At 68.1% G+C, this 17,339-nt stretch carries 15 protein-coding genes; 14 read left to right on the forward strand and 1 reads right to left on the reverse strand.

Annotated elements, in window-relative coordinates:
* Positions 1–145: 145 nt before the first annotated feature.
* From argC to ITJ43_RS07325, 8 genes are all read left to right on the forward strand, one after another.
* Positions 146–1,195 carry an N-acetyl-gamma-glutamyl-phosphate reductase gene (gene argC, locus ITJ43_RS07290; RefSeq protein WP_194583144.1) on the forward strand — a complete coding sequence of 350 codons (1,050 nt, stop codon included), beginning with the start codon at positions 146–148 and terminating at the stop codon, positions 1,193–1,195.
* Positions 1,192–2,349, forward strand: a complete 1,158-nt coding sequence (argJ, locus tag ITJ43_RS07295) for a bifunctional glutamate N-acetyltransferase/amino-acid acetyltransferase ArgJ (protein WP_194583145.1) — start codon at positions 1,192–1,194, stop codon at positions 2,347–2,349. The genes argC and argJ overlap by 4 nt, the downstream gene beginning before the upstream one ends.
* On the forward strand, positions 2,346–3,248 hold the full coding sequence (gene argB, locus ITJ43_RS07300; protein ID WP_194583146.1) for an acetylglutamate kinase: 903 nt from the start codon (positions 2,346–2,348) through the stop codon (positions 3,246–3,248). The genes argJ and argB overlap by 4 nt, the downstream gene beginning before the upstream one ends.
* On the forward strand, positions 3,245–4,519 hold the full coding sequence (locus ITJ43_RS07305) for an acetylornithine transaminase (protein ID WP_194583147.1): 1,275 nt from the start codon (positions 3,245–3,247) through the stop codon (positions 4,517–4,519). The genes argB and ITJ43_RS07305 overlap by 4 nt, the downstream gene beginning before the upstream one ends.
* On the forward strand, positions 4,516–5,439 hold the full coding sequence (argF, locus tag ITJ43_RS07310; protein ID WP_194583148.1) for an ornithine carbamoyltransferase: 924 nt from the start codon (positions 4,516–4,518) through the stop codon (positions 5,437–5,439). The genes ITJ43_RS07305 and argF overlap by 4 nt, the downstream gene beginning before the upstream one ends.
* Before the next feature lie 40 nt (positions 5,440–5,479).
* A complete protein-coding gene (locus ITJ43_RS07315) occupies positions 5,480–6,553 on the forward strand; it encodes a heparan-alpha-glucosaminide N-acetyltransferase domain-containing protein (protein ID WP_194583149.1) in 1,074 nt (357 codons plus the stop codon).
* Between the two features lie 99 nt (positions 6,554–6,652).
* Positions 6,653–8,089 (forward strand): argininosuccinate lyase, encoded by a 1,437-nt coding sequence (argH, locus tag ITJ43_RS07320; RefSeq protein WP_194583150.1) that lies wholly within the window; start codon positions 6,653–6,655, stop codon positions 8,087–8,089.
* A 46-nt stretch (positions 8,090–8,135) separates the two neighbouring features.
* Positions 8,136–8,789, forward strand: a complete 654-nt coding sequence (locus ITJ43_RS07325; protein WP_194583151.1) for a SatD family protein — start codon at positions 8,136–8,138, stop codon at positions 8,787–8,789.
* 1 nt (position 8,790) lies between these two features.
* On the opposite strand, the gene ITJ43_RS07330 is transcribed toward ITJ43_RS07325, so the two are convergent.
* On the reverse strand, positions 8,791–9,384 hold the full coding sequence (locus tag ITJ43_RS07330; protein WP_194583152.1) for a hypothetical protein: 594 nt from the start codon (positions 9,382–9,384) through the stop codon (positions 8,791–8,793).
* An 83-nt stretch (positions 9,385–9,467) separates the two neighbouring features.
* Between ITJ43_RS07330 and tyrS the strand changes: the two genes are divergently transcribed.
* From tyrS to ITJ43_RS07360, 6 genes are all read left to right on the forward strand, one after another.
* Positions 9,468–10,787 (forward strand): tyrosine--tRNA ligase, encoded by a 1,320-nt coding sequence (gene tyrS, locus ITJ43_RS07335; protein ID WP_194583153.1) that lies wholly within the window; start codon positions 9,468–9,470, stop codon positions 10,785–10,787.
* Positions 10,788–10,815: 28 nt separating this feature from the next.
* Positions 10,816–11,586 carry a DUF4184 family protein gene (locus tag ITJ43_RS07340; RefSeq protein ID WP_194583154.1) on the forward strand — a complete coding sequence of 257 codons (771 nt, stop codon included), beginning with the start codon at positions 10,816–10,818 and terminating at the stop codon, positions 11,584–11,586.
* Positions 11,587–11,596: 10 nt separating this feature from the next.
* Positions 11,597–12,694, forward strand: coding sequence for a LacI family DNA-binding transcriptional regulator (locus ITJ43_RS07345; RefSeq protein WP_228495492.1), 1,098 nt, complete (start codon positions 11,597–11,599; stop codon positions 12,692–12,694).
* Between the two features lie 132 nt (positions 12,695–12,826).
* Entirely contained in the window at positions 12,827–14,374 is a 1,548-nt protein-coding gene (gene mmsA, locus ITJ43_RS07350; RefSeq protein WP_194583155.1) for a multiple monosaccharide ABC transporter ATP-binding protein, read from the forward strand.
* Complete coding sequence (mmsB, locus tag ITJ43_RS07355) at positions 14,371–15,714, forward strand: multiple monosaccharide ABC transporter permease (protein ID WP_194583156.1); 1,344 nt, start codon at positions 14,371–14,373, stop codon at positions 15,712–15,714. Before mmsA ends, mmsB begins: the two co-directional genes overlap by 4 nt.
* A gap of 48 nt (positions 15,715–15,762) precedes the next feature.
* A complete protein-coding gene (locus ITJ43_RS07360) occupies positions 15,763–16,884 on the forward strand; it encodes a sugar-binding protein (RefSeq protein WP_194583157.1) in 1,122 nt (373 codons plus the stop codon).
* Positions 16,885–17,339: the final 455 nt, after the last annotated feature.

Consider the following 17,339-nt stretch of genomic DNA (forward strand, 5'->3'; position numbering starts at 1 on the left):
CACCGTTTCGACGGTGCGTGGCGCGCGCCGACGTCTGGCCGGCCGCCGACTGTAGGCGACTCCGCGTGTTCCCCGCTGCTGCAGCGGGTCGAGCCGCCGGTGTCGCCGTCCCGAGCCCACCGCTTCCAGACAATAAGGTTGAACAATGACCTCTTCGGTCGCCGTCTCCGGCGCTTCCGGCTATGCCGGCGGCGAGATCCTGCGCCTGCTCGCTGCCCACCCCGATGTCGAGATCCGCACCGTCACCGCGCATAGCAACGCCGGCGATCCGCTGATCGATCACCAGCCGCATCTGCGCTCGCTCGCGCACCTCACGCTGCAGCCGACGACGCCCGAGGTGCTCGCCGGCCACGACATCGTCTTCCTCGCCCTCCCGCACGGACAGTCCGGGCAGTACACCGACGCGCTCGCCGACACGGCGCTCATGATCGACGCCGGCGCCGACCACCGGCTGACGTCGGCGGCGGCGTGGGACGCGTTCTATGGGGGAGAGTTCCACGACCCGTGGACCTACGGAGTGCCGGAGCTGATCGTCGGGTCGGGCGGCGCGAAGCAGCGCGAGGGCCTCGTCGGGGCCTCGCGCATCGCCGCCCCGGGCTGCAACGCCTCCACTGTCGCGCTCAGTCTCGTTCCCGGAGTCGCCGCCGGCGTCATCGATCCGTCCGACATCGTCAGCGTCCTGGCCGTCGGCCCGTCGGGCGCGGGCAAGAGCCTGAAGACCAACCTCCTCGCGACCGAGATCCTCGGTAGCGCCAACCCCTATGCCGTCGGCGGCACGCACCGCCACATTCCCGAGATTCAGCAGGCGCTCGCCGCGGCCGGGGCCGCTGACGCCCGCATCTCGTTCACGCCCGTGCTGGTGCCGATGGCCCGCGGCATCCTCGCCACCTCCACCGCCCCGATCGTGGGCGACGTGACCGATGCGCAGATCCGCGCCGCGTGGGAGCAGGCCTACCACGACGAGACGTTCGTGCGGCTGCTGCCCGCTGGACGCTTCCCGCGGACCGCGGACGTGCTCGGTGCCAACACCGCGCTCATGGGGATGGCAATCGACCGTGCGGCGAACCGCGTCGTGGTGGTGACCGCCGTCGACAACCTCGTCAAGGGCACCGCCGGTGCCGCCATCCAGTCGATGAACATCGCCCTCGGCCTTCCCGAGGCCACGGGCCTGACCGTGAATGGAGTGGCACCGTGAGCGTCACCGCCCCCCAGGGATTCGAGGCGGCAGGTGTCGTCGCCGGCCTGAAGTCCACCGGCAAGCCCGACGTCGCCGTCGTGGTCAACCGCGGTCCGCTGAAGGTCGGTGCCGCCGTCTTCACAAGCAACCGCGCGAAGGCGAACCCGATCCTCTGGTCGCAGCAAGCGATCCAGGACGCAGCGGTCGAGGCGATCGTGTTGAACTCCGGCGGCGCGAACTGCTTCACCGGCAGCTTCGGCTTTCAGACGACGCACCAGACCGCCGAGAAGGCGGGGGAGCTGCTGCACGTCAGTCCGGGGGACGTGCTCGTCTGCTCCACCGGACTCATCGGCACGGGCGACGAGGTCTTCCGGGCGAAGGTGCTCTCCGGTACCGAGGCGGCGATCGCTGGGCTCACGCCCGACGGCGGCGAAGACGCGGCGCGCGCCATCATGACCACCGACACCGTGCCCAAGACGAGTACGTTCCGAGGCGACGGCTGGACGATCGGCGCCATGGCGAAGGGCGCCGGCATGCTCGCGCCCGGGCTGGCGACGATGCTCGTGGTCATCACGACCGACGCGATCCTCACGGCGGAGCACGCCGACGCGCACCTGCGTGCCGCCACACGGGTGAGCTTCGATCGGCTCGACTCGGACGGCTGCATGTCGACCAACGACCAGGTGACCCTCCTGGTCAGCGGTGCGAGCGGGGTGACGCCCGACGGCGACGCGTTCCGCGCGGCACTGATCGAGGTGTGCACGAATCTCGCCGCGCAGCTGCAGGCGGATGCTGAGGGCGCCAGCCACAACATCACCATCCGGGTGGTGGGTGCGGCATCCGAGAATGACGCCGTCGAGGTCGGCCGCTCTGTCGCCCGCAACAACCTCTTCAAGGCCGCGATCTTCGGCAACGACCCGAACTGGGGCCGTGTGCTCGCCGCGATCGGTACGACCCAGGCCGTCTTCGACCCCTACGCGGTCGATGTGAGCTTCAACGGCGTGCGGCTGTGCAGCGCCGGGGCGCCCGACCGTCCGCGCGAGGAGGTCGACCTCACGCCCCGCGCCACCGACGTGCTCATCGACCTCAAAGCGGGTGACGCGCAGGCCACGATCCGCACGAACGATCTGACGCACGACTACGTCCACGAGAACAGCGCGTACAGCTCATGACAGACAACGTGCAGCAGACGACGCCCGAGCAGGCCGCCGAGAAGGCTGCGGTGCTCATCGAATCGCTGCCCTGGCTGCAGCGCTTCCGCGACCAGGTCATCGTGATCAAGTACGGCGGCAACGCCATGGTCTCCGAAGAGCTGCAAGATGCCTTCGCGCAGGACATCGCCTACCTGCGCTTCGTCGGGGTGAAGCCGGTCGTCGTGCACGGCGGGGGTCCGCAGATCTCGCAGATGCTCGACCGGCTCGCCATCCCCAGCGAGTTCAAGGGCGGATACCGGGTGACCTCCACCGAGGCGATCAGTGTCGTGCGGATGGTGCTCACCGGCCAGGTGAATCCACAGCTCGTGGGCCGCATCAATGCGTTCGGCCCGTTCGCCGTGGGCGTCTCCGGTGAGGACGCGGGGCTCTTTCAGGGGCGGCGCCGCGGCGTTGTCATCGACGGCACCGAGCACGACCTGGGCGCGGTCGGCGATGTCGTGCGCGTCGACCCCCAGCCCGTGCTCGACCAGCTGGCGGCCGGGCGCATCCCCGTCGTGTCCTCCATCGCTCCCGACCTGGATAACCCCGGCCATTCGCTCAACGTCAACGCGGATGCCGCGGCGGCCGCCCTCGCCATCGCCCTCGGTGCGGCGAAGCTCGTCGTGCTCACTGATGTCGCGGGTCTCTACGCCGACTGGCCCAACCGGGATTCTCTGGTCTCGCACCTCACGGCGGAGGAGCTGCGCGCGATGCTGCCGCGGCTCGAGTCGGGCATGATCCCCAAGATGCAGGCTTGCCTCGACGCCGTCGACGGCGGGGTCGATACGGCCGCGATCATCGACGGCCGTCAGCCCCACTCGGTGCTGGTGGAGGTTTTCACGGAACACGGAATCGGAACAGAGGTGGTGGCACGATGACCGGCGTGCAGCAGGCGGCAGCGGCGATGTGGCAGGACGATGCGTCGCGAGACCTCGTCCGCAACGCGGGTGAGCGCATGGCTCTGTTCGTGCGCGGTGAGGGATCGTCGCTCTGGGATGCCGACGGGCGCCGCTACCTCGACTTCCTCGGGGGCATCGCTGTGACCTCGCTCGGTCACGCCCACCCCGTCTTCGTCGAGGCCGTGTCCCGTCAGGCTGCGACCCTGTCGCATGTGTCGAACTTCTTCGCGACGCCGCCGCAGCTGGCGCTCGCCGCCGAACTCAAGCGCCTCTCCGGTGCGGGCGATGCCGGACGCGTGTACTTCGCGAACTCGGGCGCCGAGGCGAATGAAGCGGCGTTCAAGCTCGCCCGACTCCACGGTGCTGCAGGCGACGGTCGCGCCGCGCGCCCCCGCATCCTGGCTCTGAAAGACGCCTTCCACGGACGCACGATGGGTACGCTCGCTCTCACCGGAAAGCCCTACATGCAGGCGCCGTTTCTCCCCATGGTGCCCGGTGTCGAGTTCCTCGACTCGACGGTGCAGGCTCTCGAGGCGGCGATGGATGAGACCGTCGCGGCGCTGTTCGTCGAGCCGATCAAGGGGGAAGCCGGCGTCGTGCCGCTGCCCGACGGCTACCTGGCTGCCGCGCGCGAGATCACGGAGCGCCACGGCGCCCTGCTGATCATCGACGAGATCCAGACCGGAGCGGGACGCACCGGGGCATGGTTCGCCTTCCAGCACGAGGGCATTGTCCCCGACGCGATCACCGTCGCGAAGGGCATCGGCGGTGGGTTCCCGATCGGCGCCCTGATCACCTTCGGTGCGGCGAGCGAGCTCTTCTATCCGGGCACGCACGGCTCGACCTTCGGCGGCAATCCGCTGGCCACCGCCACCTCGCTGGCCGTGCTGGGCGAGATCGAACGCACAGGTCTGGTCGACAACGCCGCCGCCCGCGGGGCGCAGCTGCGGGCGGCGATCGATGACATCGCGTCGCCCCTCGTCGACGGATGCCGCGGTCAGGGCCTGCTGATCGGCGTCGCCCTGCGGCATCCCGTCGCCGGCGCCGTCGTCGCCTCGGCCCAGCAGCACGGCCTCATCGTCAACGCCGCCAATGACAGCACCATCCGCATCGCGCCGGCTCTCACGATCGGCGACGTCGAGATCGACGAGTTCGTCGAGTTGTTCGCGCGCGCCCTCTCCACCGTCGCCGATGCGCTCGTGCTCGACGCATCCGACACCGACTCCTCGACCACGGAGGTCTCCGCATGACCCGCCACCTGCTCCGCGACGACGACCTGAGCCCGGCCGAGCAGTCCGAGATCCTCGACCTCGCGGTCTCGCTCAAGAAGGACCGCTGGAAGCTGAAGCCCCTGGAGGGGCCCCAGACCGTCGCGGTGATCTTCGACAAGAGCTCGACGCGCACGCGTGTGTCCTTCGCCGTCGGCATCGCCGATCTCGGCGGATCACCCCTCGTGATCTCCACCGCGAACAGCCAGCTCGGCGGCAAGGAGACCCCCTCCGACACGGCACGCGTGCTCGAGCGTCAGGTCGCGGCCATCGTCTGGCGCACCTACGCGCAGGCAGGTCTCGAGGAGATGGCGCGCGGCACGACGGTTCCCGTCATCAACGCTCTCAGCGATGACTTCCACCCGTGCCAGCTGCTCGCCGACCTGCTCACCATCCGTGAGCACAAGGGCGAGCTCAAGGGATTGACCCTCACCTTCTTCGGCGACGGCACCTCGAACATGGGCCACTCGTACGTGCTGGCCGGTGTCACCGCAGGCATGCATGTGCGGGTCGCCTCGCCGGCCTCCTACGCGCCGCGTGCCGACGTGATCGCCGACGCCGATCGCATCGCCGCCGCTACCGGCGGGTCGGTGACACTGTTCACTGACCCGACCGAGGCCGCGGCCGGCGCCGACGTCATCGTCACCGACACGTGGGTGTCGATGGGCAAGGAGGAGGAGAAGATCCAGCGCGTCCACGACCTGGGCGGCTACAAGGTGACGCAGGAGACAATGGCGCTCGCCGATCCCGCCGCCATCTTCATCCACTGCCTGCCCGCGGATCGTGGATACGAGGTGGATGCCGAGGTCATCGACGGTCCGCAGAGTGTGGTCTGGGACGAGGCAGAGAACCGTCTTCACGCGCAGAAGGCGCTGCTCGTCTGGCTGCTGCGCCAGCAGTGACCCGGGCGCCGGGGGATTGATGAGCGCGACGGGCCGCGGCATGCTTCCGTCCCGCGCGCTGTCGGCCGTGAGCCGCCTGGCGGGGATCGACCTGGCGCGCGGGCTCGCGGTGTTCGGAATGTTCGCGGCGCACCTCCTCGTCATCGATCCCTTCGACCCGACGCAACCGCTGACCTGGCTCGATGTGGTCAACGGGCGCTCGTCGATCCTGTTCGCCACGGTCGCGGGCGTGTCGATCGCGCTCATGACGGGGCGGGCTGGCAGTGCGGGCACCCAGCCCCTGTCCGGGAGGTCGCTGACGGTGGCGCGGCGCCGGCTGGCAGTCCGCGCGGCGATTCTCTGGGCGATCGGCATGATGCTGAGCGCTACCGGCGTTCCCGTGTTCGTCATCCTGCAGGCCTACGGCATCCTCTTCCTGCTGGCCCTTCCGCTCGTGCGACTGTCGGTGCGCACGCTGTGGATGCTCGCGGCATCGATCGCACTCGTCGTGCCCTGGGTGCTGCCGTCGATCGACACCGCTCTCCTGAACGCGGGCGAGGTCGGGGGCGACCTCGTGCTGCTGCTCGGGTGGCAGTACCCGTTCCCGCTGTGGGCGGCCTTCATGATCGCGGGACTGGCCGCCGCGCGGTCCGATCTGCGGGCGTGGCGCACCCAGGTCGTGCTGGTGGCGGCGGGCGCGACGTGCGCGATCGTCGCCCTCGCGGCATCGGCGTTCTCGTCCGCGCCGCGTGGGTCGTACCTCGGACGCGTGCTCTCCGATGAGGCGCACTCGGGCGGCGTCTTCGAAGCCGTGGGCTCCGGCGGCTTCGCGCTCGCCGTGATCGGACTCTGTCTGCTGATCTGTCGCACGCCGATGCGTGTCGCCGTGCTGCCCATCCGCGCCGTCGGGGCGATGCCGCTGACGGCATATGTGGGGCAGATCGTGGCGTGGGGGATCTGGGCGTCGCTGTCGCTCGGAGACGTCCACGACCTGGCCGGGTTCCGCGCGCTGCAACCGTTCTGGCCGTTCGTCCTCGCGACGCTCGTCTTCTGCACCGCCTGGGCGGTGTTCCTCGGCCGCGGGCCGCTCGAGCGCGCACTGGGTTTCGCCACGCGGGTCGTCGTCCCCGGCTGACCGGCCTCTCCTTCCGGATCCGGGGCGACTGCGCAGGTGAAGCGACCGAAGCGAGCCGGCGGCAACGGGGGCGGTCAGCGGGCTCGGTAGGCTGGTGCGGTGAGCGAAACGACACCGCACGGTACGAACGACGGCGCGCTCTGGGGCGCTCGATTCGCCTCGGGGCCCTCGCCCGAACTGGCAGCGCTGAGCCGTTCGACGCATTTCGATTGGGTGCTCGCGCCCTACGACCTCGCCGGCTCGCACGCCCACGCCGCCGCGCTCGCCGCTGCCGGCTACCTCACGGCCGACGAAGAGGCGCGGATGCACGCGGCACTCGACACGCTCGCCGCCGCCGTGCAGGACAGAACTCTCGTCGCCCAGCCTGGCGACGAAGACGTGCACGGCGCGCTCGAGGCTGCGCTCATCGCCGAGGTCGGGCCCGCGCTGGGCGGCAAGCTGCGCGCCGGACGCAGCCGCAACGACCAGATCGCGACCCTCGTGCGTCTGTATCTGCTCGATCATGCGCGGGTCATCGCGCGCGACGTCCTCCGCGTCATCGACGCCATCGTCGCGCAGGCCGATGCCCACGCCGAGGCGATCATGCCCGGACGCACGCATCTGCAGCACGCGCAGCCCATTCTGCTCGCCCATCACCTGCAGGCGCACGGGTGGCCGTTGGTGCGCGATCTCGAGCGCCTGCGCGACTGGTCGGTGCGCGCGGCCGTCTCGCCGTACGGTGGGGGAGCGCTCGCCGGGGCGACGCTCGGTCTCGACCCGCAGCTGATCGCCGACCGTCTCGGTCTCGCGCGACCGGCTGAGAACTCCCTCGACGGCACGAGCTCACGCGACGTCGTTGCGGAGTTCGCCTTCATCGCTGCGATGATCGCGGTCGACATCTCCCGCTTCGCCGAGGACATCATCATCTGGAACACCCGCGAATTCGGCTTCGTCACGCTCGATGACGGCTATTCCACGGGCTCGAGCATCATGCCGCAGAAGAAAAACCCCGACATCGCCGAGCTCGCGCGCGGTAAGGCGGGGCGACTGATCGGTAACCTCTCCGGGCTGCTCGCGACGCTCAAGGCGCTGCCGCTGGCGTACAACCGCGACCTCCAAGAGGACAAGGAGCCGGTGTTCGACTCGGCGGCCACGTTGGAGCTCGTGCTCCCCGCCTTCGCGGGAATGGTCGCGACCATGCGCTTCGACACGGCGCGGATGGCCGAGCTCGCACCGGCCGGGTTCTCGCTGGCGACGGACGTCGCCGAATGGTTGGTGAAGCAGGGCGTGCCGTTCCGCGATGCACACGAGATCTCCGGCTCCCTCGTGCGGGCCTGCGAAGATCGGGGCATCGGGCTCGAGGATGCCGATGATGCGCTGCTCGCCGAGGTGTCGACGACGCTGACTCCTGAGGTGCGTAGCGTGCTGTCCATTGAGGGATCGGTCGCGAGTCGTACGGGGGCCGGCGGTACGGCGGGAGCACGTGTATCCGAGCAGCGCGCCGAGTTGGTCGCTCGCGCGCAGAGCGCGGCGGCGACCCTGATCGATCTGAATTAACAGCCAAGGGCTGATATTTTCTCGATATCAGCTATATGCTGTTTTCATGAACGTCGCCGTCATCGCCGACATCGTCGGTTCGCGCACCCTGCCCGATCGGGCCGCGGCGCAGCGCCTACTCGAAGACGCGATCGCCCGCGTCGAGCGCGACGTGCCCCTCGCTGTTCGCGAGCTGCGATCCACGGTGGGCGATGAGCTGCAGGGGGTGTACCCCTCGCTGGATGCCGCGATGGCGGCGCTGCTGCTGCTGCGGCTGGCTTTGCCCGACGATGTCGACTGCCGGTTCGGCGTCGGCGTCGGCGCACTCGGCGAGGTGCCCTCACGCGCCGGTGCGCTCGCCGAAGGGCCGGGATGGTGGGCGGCGCGCGAGGCCATCGATGTCATCCATGCGAAGCAAGCCCGGACGATTCCGGGGGCCCGAACCTGGGTGGCCGTCGACGCGAATGCCGCCCACGTGCAGCTGGGGCTCGCCAACGCCTACCTCCTCGCCCGCGACCAGCTCGTGAGCGCGATGAGCGCGCGCACGCGTCGTCTCGTCTACGGGCGGCTGCTCGGCGTTACCCAAGCCGAACTGGCGGCGGCGGAGGGCATCACGCAGTCGGCGGTCTCGCAGGCCCTCGGTGCGGCCGGCGCCGGCGCCCTCGTCGACGGATTCGCGCAGCTGCGCGATCAGATCGATGGTTCCCGCTCGCGCGGGTGAGTCAGCGGATCGCGAGCCAGACCACACCGGCCACGGCGCAGGCCCACAGCAAACTCGCCATGGTCCCCACGATGAACCGCTCCCGCGCCGCCGGTGTGGCGAGCTCGGTGAACCGGCCGATGCCCTTCAACGCGATGACGACGGCGACGGCGCCGGGGAATCCGGCGAGGATGCCGAGTGCCGCGGCTGTGCGCTCGAGGTAGCCGATCGTCGTGCCACCCCGCAGGATCTCCTCTTCACGGGGCGCGTCGCCGACCCGCTCCGTCATCATCTCCACGAGGATGCCTCCGCGGGTGCCCTCCCGTGTGCGCCCGCCGTCGGCAAGAGTGAGCACCCAGCGGGCGAACGGATCGCCACCGACCACCGCGAGCGCCGCGCCCAGAAGCGCCAGACCGGCGGCGTAGAGCTCCGGCACTCTGACCGGCAGCACAGTGAGTGCGATGAGGGTGGCCGCGATGATCGCCGCAGCGATGGACAACAGGATGCCGTGCGGTCGCCGTCGCGCGATCGTGACCAGCGCGAGAGCGGCGCACAGGGCCACGAGGAGCGCGATCGCGATGACGGTGGTGATGATCGCCGGGATGTGCGGGGCCATATCGGTCAGTCTGGCACGGGCGAACGGTCCGTCCCCGGTCGCCGCTCCGAGGTGCGGTACCTGGCGCTGATAGCCTGGAACGCGTGTCTGAAACCGTCTCTGTGAGTGCCAGTGCGCTGGCTCCCGCCAACGATCCGACGTTCGAAAACGTCTGGGATGAGATCGTCTGGCGCGGCCTCGTGCACGTGTCCACCGACCAGGACGCCCTGCGCGACCTGGTGGGCGGGGAGCCGATCACGTACTACTGCGGATTCGACCCCACCGCGCCGAGCCTGCACCTGGGAAACCTCGTTCAGTTGCTGCTCATGCGTCGCCTCCAGCTGGCCGGGCACCGACCGTTGGGGCTCGTCGGCGGCTCGACCGGGCTCATCGGCGACCCGAGGCCCACCGCGGAGCGCACTCTCAACACCAAAGACACGGTCGCGGAGTGGGTCGGCAACCTCCGGGCTCAGGTGGAGCGCTACCTGAGCTTCGAGGGCGACAATGCCGCCCGCATGGTCAACAACCTCGACTGGACGGCGCCGATGAGTGCCATCGACTTCCTGCGCGAGATCGGTAAGTACTACCGTGTCGGCACGATGCTGAAGAAGGATGCCGTCGCGGCGCGCCTCAATTCTGAAGCGGGCATCAGCTACACGGAGTTCAGCTACCAGATCCTGCAGGGGATGGACTACCTCGAGCTGCACCGCCAGTACGGCTGCGTCCTGCAGACGGGGGGATCGGACCAGTGGGGCAACCTCACGAGTGGCACCGACCTCATCCATCGCGTCGAGGGAACCTCTGTGCACGCGATCGGTACACCGCTGATCACCAACAGCGACGGCACGAAGTTCGGCAAGAGCGAGGGCAACGCCATCTGGCTGGATGCCGCGATGTGCAGCCCCTACCGGATGTACCAGTTCTGGCTGAACACCGACGACGCCGATGTGATCGAGCGCCTCAAGATCTTCACGTTCCTCACCCGCGCTGAGATCGAGCAGTATGCCGAACTCGTGGCATCCGAGCCGTTCCGGCGCGCGGCGCAGAAGCGCCTGGCGCTCGAGGTGACGACCACGGTGCACGGCGAAGAGGCGACGGCCGCCGTGATCGCGGCATCCGAGGCCCTTTTCGGTGCGGGTGATCTCGCCGCACTGGATGCCGCGACGCTGCGCACCGCGCTCGAAGAGCTGCCCCACGCCACCGTCGCCGACGGGACCACTGTCGCCCAGGCGCTCGTGGAGACGGGTTTGTGCACGAGCCTGAGCGAGGCACGTCGCGCGGTCGGTCAGGGCGGCGTGAGTGTCGACGGCGTGAAGGCCGACGACGACGGTGCGGTGGTCACGGGTGGGTTGCCCGGCGGTGTCTCTGTGCTGCGCCGCGGCAAGAAGACGCTCGCGGGCATCTTCTTCGAGCCTCGGCGCTGACGGCGGCATCCGCCCCGAAGGAGTCGCCGTGCCGTTCACCGTCTCGCACGCCGTCGTGGCGTTGCCGTTCGCGCGCACCCCGCTTCCGGCGGCGGCCATCGCCATCGGCGCGATGACCCCGGACCTTCCGCTGTTTCTTCGCGGAACGCCCCTGACATACCAGCTGACGCACACGAACCTCGTCGTCTCGACGCTCGTCGCGGCGTTGCTCCTCGTGCTCTGGTACGCCGTGTTGCGTCCCGCCGTGCGATCGCTGTCACCGTCGTGGCTGGCCGAGCGGCTACCGGTCGACTGGGACCGACAGGGAGTGCCGAGGTGGTGGTCGCGTCGTCCGGCGTGGCTGTCGTCGGTGCTCGTGCTGGTGTCGCTTCTGGCGGGCGTCGCCTCCCATATCGCCTGGGACGCCTTCACGCACGAAGGCAGATGGGGCACTCGGCTCTTCCCCGTGCTCGATGAGCGCTGGGGGCCGCTCATGGGGCTCAAGTGGCTGCAGTACGGGTCCAGCGCGTTCGGTCTGATCGTCCTGGTGATCGCCGCGGTCGTGTGGCTGCGCCGCCGCACGCCCGCCGACGTCGAGACGGGCCTGGCGCCGATCGTCCGCCGGCTCTGGTGGGTGTCGCTGCCCGTCGTGCTCGTCGCGGCGTGGGTGATCGGCCTGCTCGTCTACGGACCGCTCACACCCACGTGGACCGCCGCGCATCTCGCCTACCGTGTGCTGCCGCCGGCCTGCGCCCTCTGGGGCGCGGCGACGCTGGTGCTGTGCATCGCCATCGTGGCCAACCGGCGCCGTCGCACGTGACGATCCCCGCATGACGGCGCCCGCGCCGCAGAGCGGTAATGTGAACGTGCACATCGAAGGCGAGGGCACCGTGTCGGCTGGCGAGGAAAAGGCGCGCAGCGCGAGCATCCGCGATGTCGCGCGTGCCGCTGACGTGTCCTACCAGACCGTCTCGCGGGTTCTCAACGATCACCCCTCGATCCGGCCGGAGACCAAGCAGCGGGTTCTCGATGCGATGGTGCAGCTGCGCTACCGGCCCAACCAGGCAGCGCGCGCCCTCGTGACCAGCCGGTCGCACACGCTGGGCGTCGTGCTCGGTTCGCGCGGCGAATACGGCCCCTCTTCCAGTCTGGCCGCGCTCGAAGACGCGGCACGTGAGCGGGGCTATTGGGTCAACTCCGCGTATCTTCGCGACACGCGGCCGGAGACCATCGCTGCGGCCGTGGAGCATCTGCGCCGTCAGTCGGTGGAGGGGATCATCGTCCATGCACCTCAGGTGCGAGTGTTCGATGTGCTCGCCGAGCTGGACGTCGATATCCCGTACCTGGGCCTGCACAGCGCAGAGCGGGGCATCGCCGAGCGGGCAGACGACCAGGTGCGGGGCGCACGGTTGGCGACGGAGCATCTCATCTCTCTCGGGCACGCCGAGATCCTCCACGTCGCGGGGCCGCAGGACTGGATCGAAGCGGAGAGTCGCATGCAGGGGTATCTGCATGCCCTCTCGGATGCCGACCTGCCCACACGGCCGCCCATCCTCGGCGACTGGACCGCCGATTTTGGTTACCACGCGGCGGTCGAGCTGTCGCGGCGCCTCGATTTCACGGCGGTCTTCGTCGCCAACGACGCGATGGCCCTCGGCATGATCCACGGATTCCGCGATGTCGGGGTGGACGTTCCGGGACGGGTGAGCGTCGTCGGCTTCGACGACATCCCGCTCGCGGCTCACGGCTGGCCTCCGCTCACCACCGTGCACCAGCAGTTCGCCGGCCTCGGGGAGCGCGCGATGACGGCGCTGCTGCGCGCGATCGGTGCGCCCGACGTGCCGGAGGATGCCGCTCAGGGCATGAATGTGGAGCCGTCTCTCGTCGTCCGAGAGTCGTCTGCGCCGCCGGCATCACCGCGAAAGTGACGCTTCGGTAACGGCCGTTTCGGGCGATTGACAACGTCGCTCGGAAGGTGCACGATGTTCAAGCGATGTGAACGGTCACATTGCACCCGATCAATGAAGAACGACGAGCCGACGACGAGGAGGTCGCGCACGATGGCAGATGCAGTGCCGATCCTGGAGATGCGTTCCATCACCAAGGAGTTCCCGGGTGTGAAGGCGCTCAACAACGTGACGATCACCGTCGCGACGGGCGAAGTCCACGCGATCTGCGGGGAGAACGGCGCCGGTAAGTCGACGCTGATGAAGGTCCTCTCCGGGGTCTATCCCTACGGCACCTACAGCGGTGAGATCTGGTACCGCGGCGAGATCGTCCAGTTCCGCGACATCCGCGCCAGCGAGAACGCAGGCATCGCGATCATCCACCAGGAACTCGCGCTGATTCCCGAGCTCTCGGTTGCGGAGAACATCTTCCTCGGCAACGAAATCCAGCGCGGTGGTGTCATCGACTGGGCTCAGGCGCGACAGCGGGCCGTCGAACTCCTCGCCCGTGTCGGCCTGCGCGACGATCCCGACACGCAGGTCAAGCACCTCGGCGTCGGCAAGCAGCAGCTCGTCGAGATCGCGAAGGCCCTTGCGAAGGACGTCAAGCTCCTCATCCTCGACGAGCCGACGGCCGCGCTGAACGAGGACGACTCGCAGCACCTGCTCGATCTGATCCTCTCCTTGAAGGGCAAGGGGATCACGTCGATCATCATCAGCCACAAGCTCAATGAGATCGAGCAGATCGCCGACTCGATCACGATCATCCGCGACGGACGCACGGTCGAGACACTCAACGTCGCCTCCGGCGGCGTCGACGAAGACCGCATCATCCGTGGAATGGTCGGCCGGTCTCTGGAGAGCCGATTCCCCGACCGCACGCCGCACATCGGCGAGGTCTTCTTCGAGGTGCGCGACTGGACCGTGCGTCACCCGCAGATCCCCGAGCGCCTCGTCGCCAAGCACTCGAATCTCTACGTGCGCCGCGGCGAGATCGTCGGCATCGCCGGTCTGATGGGGGCGGGGCGCACCGAACTCGCGATGAGCCTGTTCGGGCGCTCGTACGGCACGTATGAGTCGGGCCAGATCCTCATCGACGGCAAGGAAGTGGCGATCAAGGACGTGCAGTCCGCGATCGACCACGGCATGGCCTACGTCAGCGAAGACCGCAAGGTGCTGGGCCTCAACCTGCTCGACACGATCAAGCGCTCGATCGTCGCCGCCAAGCTCAAGAAGATCGCCCCGCGCGGGGTCATCGACCCCTACGCCGAGAACGACGTCGCAGAGGACTACCGCAAGCGCCTTCGGATCAAGACGCCCAGCGTCGATGTGGGTGTCTCGAAGCTCTCCGGCGGCAACCAGCAGAAGGTCGTCCTCGCCAAGTGGATGTTCACCGATCCCGAGCTGCTGATCTTGGACGAGCCGACGCGCGGTATCGACGTGGGGGCGAAGTACGAGATCTACGCGATCATCCAGCAGCTTGCCGCACAGGGTAAGGGCGTGATCCTCATCTCCAGCGAACTGCCGGAGTTGCTGGGCATCTCCGACCGTATCTACACGATCTTCGAGGGCCAGATCACCGATGATCTGCCCGTCGCCGACGCAACCCCCGAGAACCTCATGCGCAGCATGACCTCCGCACGACAGAAAGCACAGCGATGAGCACCGAAACGGTTCCCACCAAGAGAAGCGGCGGCATCGCCGACATCAAGAAGATGTTCGGGGGGAGCACCTCCTCCCTGCGTCAGTTCGGCATCCTGGCCTCGCTGATCCTGATCATCGTGATCTTCCAGATCTGGACCGGCGGTACCACGCTGTCGCCGCAGAACCTGATCAACGTGGTCAGTCAGCAGTCCTACATTCTGATCCTCGCGATCGGCATGGTGATGGTCATCATCATGGGGCACATCGACCTCTCCGTCGGCTCCGTCGCCGCCTTCGTGGGCATCATCGTCGCGCAGTCGATGAGCGAGTGGAATATGCCGTGGCCGGTCGCGATCCTCATCGGCCTGGTCGTTGGCGCACTCGTCGGCGCCTGGCAGGGCTTCTGGGTCGCCTACGTGGGCGTGCCGGCATTCATCGTGACGCTGGCCGGCATGCTGATCTTCCGCGGTGGCAACCAGTGGATCGGACAGTCGACCACCACCCCTGTGCCGCCCGAGTACAGCTTCATCGGCTCGGGCTACCTTCCCGAGCTCCCGCTCGCGGTCGACTTCAACGTGCTCACGATGCTCCTGGGTCTCGTCGGCGTGGCGTGGATCATCTACAACGAGTGGCGCCTGCGCCGCCAGCAGTCCGCGATCGGCGCCGACTCGGCTCCGGTGTGGGTGTCGATCCTCAAGGTCGTCATCCTCTCGGCCGCCATCCTCTGGGCGGCGTGGCTGTTCGCGACTGGTCGCCCCGGAACGAGCTTCCCGATCTCGGGCGTCATCCTGCTGGTGCTGGTGGTCATCTACTCCTTCCTCACCAACAACACCGTCTTCGGCCGCCACATCTACGCGGTCGGCGGCAACAGACTCGCGGCCGCCCTGTCCGGCATCAAGGATCGTCGCGTCGACTTCTTCGTCATGATGAACATGGCGGTGCTCGCGGCCATCGCCGGAATGATCTACGTCGGACGCGCCACGGCCTCCGGCCCTCAGGACGGCAACGGCTGGGAGCTCGACGCGATCGCAGCCGTCTTCATCGGCGGCGCGGCTGTCTCCGGCGGTATCGGCACCGTGATCGGCTCCATCATCGGCGGTCTGGTCATGGCATTCCTCAACAACGGATTGCAGCTCATCGGCGCTCAGGCCGACGCCATTCAGATCACGAAGGGCCTCGTGCTCCTTCTCGCGGTCGCCATCGACGTCATCAGCAAGCGACGCGGCGGCCCCTCCATCATCGGTCTGCTCACGCGTCGTCGTGACAAAGGCACCGAGATGACCACAGACGTCCCTGCCGTCATTCCGACGTCGGGCACGAACGAGTCGAGCCAGCCGGCCGACCTTCCCAAGGGCTAGGTCCGCGGACCGACTCGCCTCACCCTCACCAGAGAAAGTGATGAATCAATGAAGAGAATCGCTCTTGCAGCAGCCACCCTGGCCGCTGTCACGGCACTCGCGCTCACCGGCTGCTCGAGCTCCGGTCGCGGCGGCGATGCGTCTGCATCGCCCGGCGCTGCGGCGGGCTTCGCCGCAGACGCCACGATCGGCATCGCCCTTCCCGACAAGACGTCGGAGAACTGGGTGCTCGCCGGTGACCTGTTCGACAACGGCCTGAAGGCGGCCGGTTTCAAGGCGAACGTGCAGTACGCCCCGGCATCCAACACGGTCGCCGAGCAGCAGAACCAGATCTCGTCGATGATCACCAATGGCGCGAAGGTCATCGTCATCGGTGCCAAGGACGGCAAGCAGCTCGGTACGCAGCTCCAGCAGGCTGCGGATGCCGGTGTCACGGTGATCGCGTACGACCGACTCATCGAGAACACGCCGAACGTCAACTTCTACGTCGCGTTCGACAACTTCAAGGTCGGCGAGCTGCAGGGCCAGGCTCTGCTCGACGGTCTGCAGAAGCGTTCGGGTCACGGCGCGCCGTGGAACATCGAACTGTTCTCCGGTTCGCCCGACGACGCCAACTCGGCGGTCTTCTTCAACGGCGCTATGAAGGTGCTGCAGCCGAAGATCGACGACGGCACGCTGAAGGTCGTGTCGGGTCAGACCGACATCCAGCAGACGGCCACCCAGGGCTGGAAGGCCGAGAACGCCCAGAGCCGGATGGACTCGTTGCTCACCGCCAACTACACCTCGGCGGCGATCGACGGCGTCCTTTCGCCGAACGACACCCTGGCGCGCGCCATCATCACCTCGGTGAAGCAGGCCGGCAAGAACATCTCGCAGTTCACCGTGACTGGTCAGGACTCTGAGGCGGAGTCGGTCAAGGCGATCATGGCGGGGGAGCAGTACTCGACCATCAACAAGGACACGTCGCTGCTCGTCGCTCAGACGATCAAGATGATCCAGTCGCTCCAGAAGGGCGAGAGCCCCGAGGTCAACGACACGACGCAGTACAACAACGGCGTCAAGGTGGTCCCGGCCTACCTGCTGCCGCCGGTCATCGTCACCAAGGAGAACGCGGCTGAGGCGTACGCCAACAGCCCCAAGCTCCTCGACATCGTGAAGGCCGCTCAGTAAGCGACTCTCACCCTCACGGCGGCCCTCGCTCCTCGGAGCGGGGGCCGTCGTCGTGCATGCGGCGGGGGGAGCGGGCGCGACACGCCCGAGATGCGGGCGCGATTTGCCGGGTCGGCGGGATCCGCGTAAGTTATTACTTGTTCGCCCCACAGGGAAGAGCGAAGGGCCGGAAGGCCTCGCCCCCTCAAGTGGAGAACCGCCTCCCATCCCAAACCTCTCGGTAGAGAGAACAGGACTTCTGGTCTAGGATGGGAACCTCCCTCCCCGATGTCGTCGTAAACGGCGCGGGGGAGCGAGTTTCGGTGAAGACACCTCACCGGCTTCTGAGAAGCCGGTTGCTTGTCTTCACCACCACAGCGAAGGACTTTCTTCGTGAATGAGAAGTTGCCCTGCGGGCGAGGCTGAGAGGCCGAGCAGTGGGAGCATCCGATCCTTGAGAACTCAACAGCGTGCAC

The organism is Microbacterium sp. VKM Ac-2870 (genome assembly GCF_015350795.1).
Classification (GTDB): Bacteria; Actinomycetota; Actinomycetes; order Actinomycetales; family Microbacteriaceae; genus Microbacterium.

Excerpts from the sequence above, each read along its gene's own strand:
- argC (WP_194583144.1), top strand. The coding sequence starts at position 146 with ATGACCTCTTCGGTCGCCGTCTCCGGCGCTTCCGGCTATGCCGGCGGC.
- argB (WP_194583146.1), top strand. The coding sequence starts at position 2,346 with ATGACAGACAACGTGCAGCAGACGACGCCCGAGCAGGCCGCCGAGAAG.
- ITJ43_RS07305 (WP_194583147.1), top strand. The coding sequence starts at position 3,245 with ATGACCGGCGTGCAGCAGGCGGCAGCGGCGATGTGGCAGGACGATGCG.
- argF (WP_194583148.1), top strand. The coding sequence starts at position 4,516 with ATGACCCGCCACCTGCTCCGCGACGACGACCTGAGCCCGGCCGAGCAG.
- ITJ43_RS07315 (WP_194583149.1), top strand. The coding sequence starts at position 5,480 with ATGCTTCCGTCCCGCGCGCTGTCGGCCGTGAGCCGCCTGGCGGGGATC.
- ITJ43_RS07325 (WP_194583151.1), top strand. The coding sequence starts at position 8,136 with ATGAACGTCGCCGTCATCGCCGACATCGTCGGTTCGCGCACCCTGCCC.
- ITJ43_RS07330 (WP_194583152.1), bottom strand. The coding sequence starts at position 9,384 with ATGGCCCCGCACATCCCGGCGATCATCACCACCGTCATCGCGATCGCG.
- ITJ43_RS07345 (WP_228495492.1), top strand. The coding sequence starts at position 11,597 with ATGACGGCGCCCGCGCCGCAGAGCGGTAATGTGAACGTGCACATCGAA.
- mmsA (WP_194583155.1), top strand. The coding sequence starts at position 12,827 with ATGGCAGATGCAGTGCCGATCCTGGAGATGCGTTCCATCACCAAGGAG.
- mmsB (WP_194583156.1), top strand. The coding sequence starts at position 14,371 with ATGAGCACCGAAACGGTTCCCACCAAGAGAAGCGGCGGCATCGCCGAC.
- ITJ43_RS07360 (WP_194583157.1), top strand. The coding sequence starts at position 15,763 with ATGAAGAGAATCGCTCTTGCAGCAGCCACCCTGGCCGCTGTCACGGCA.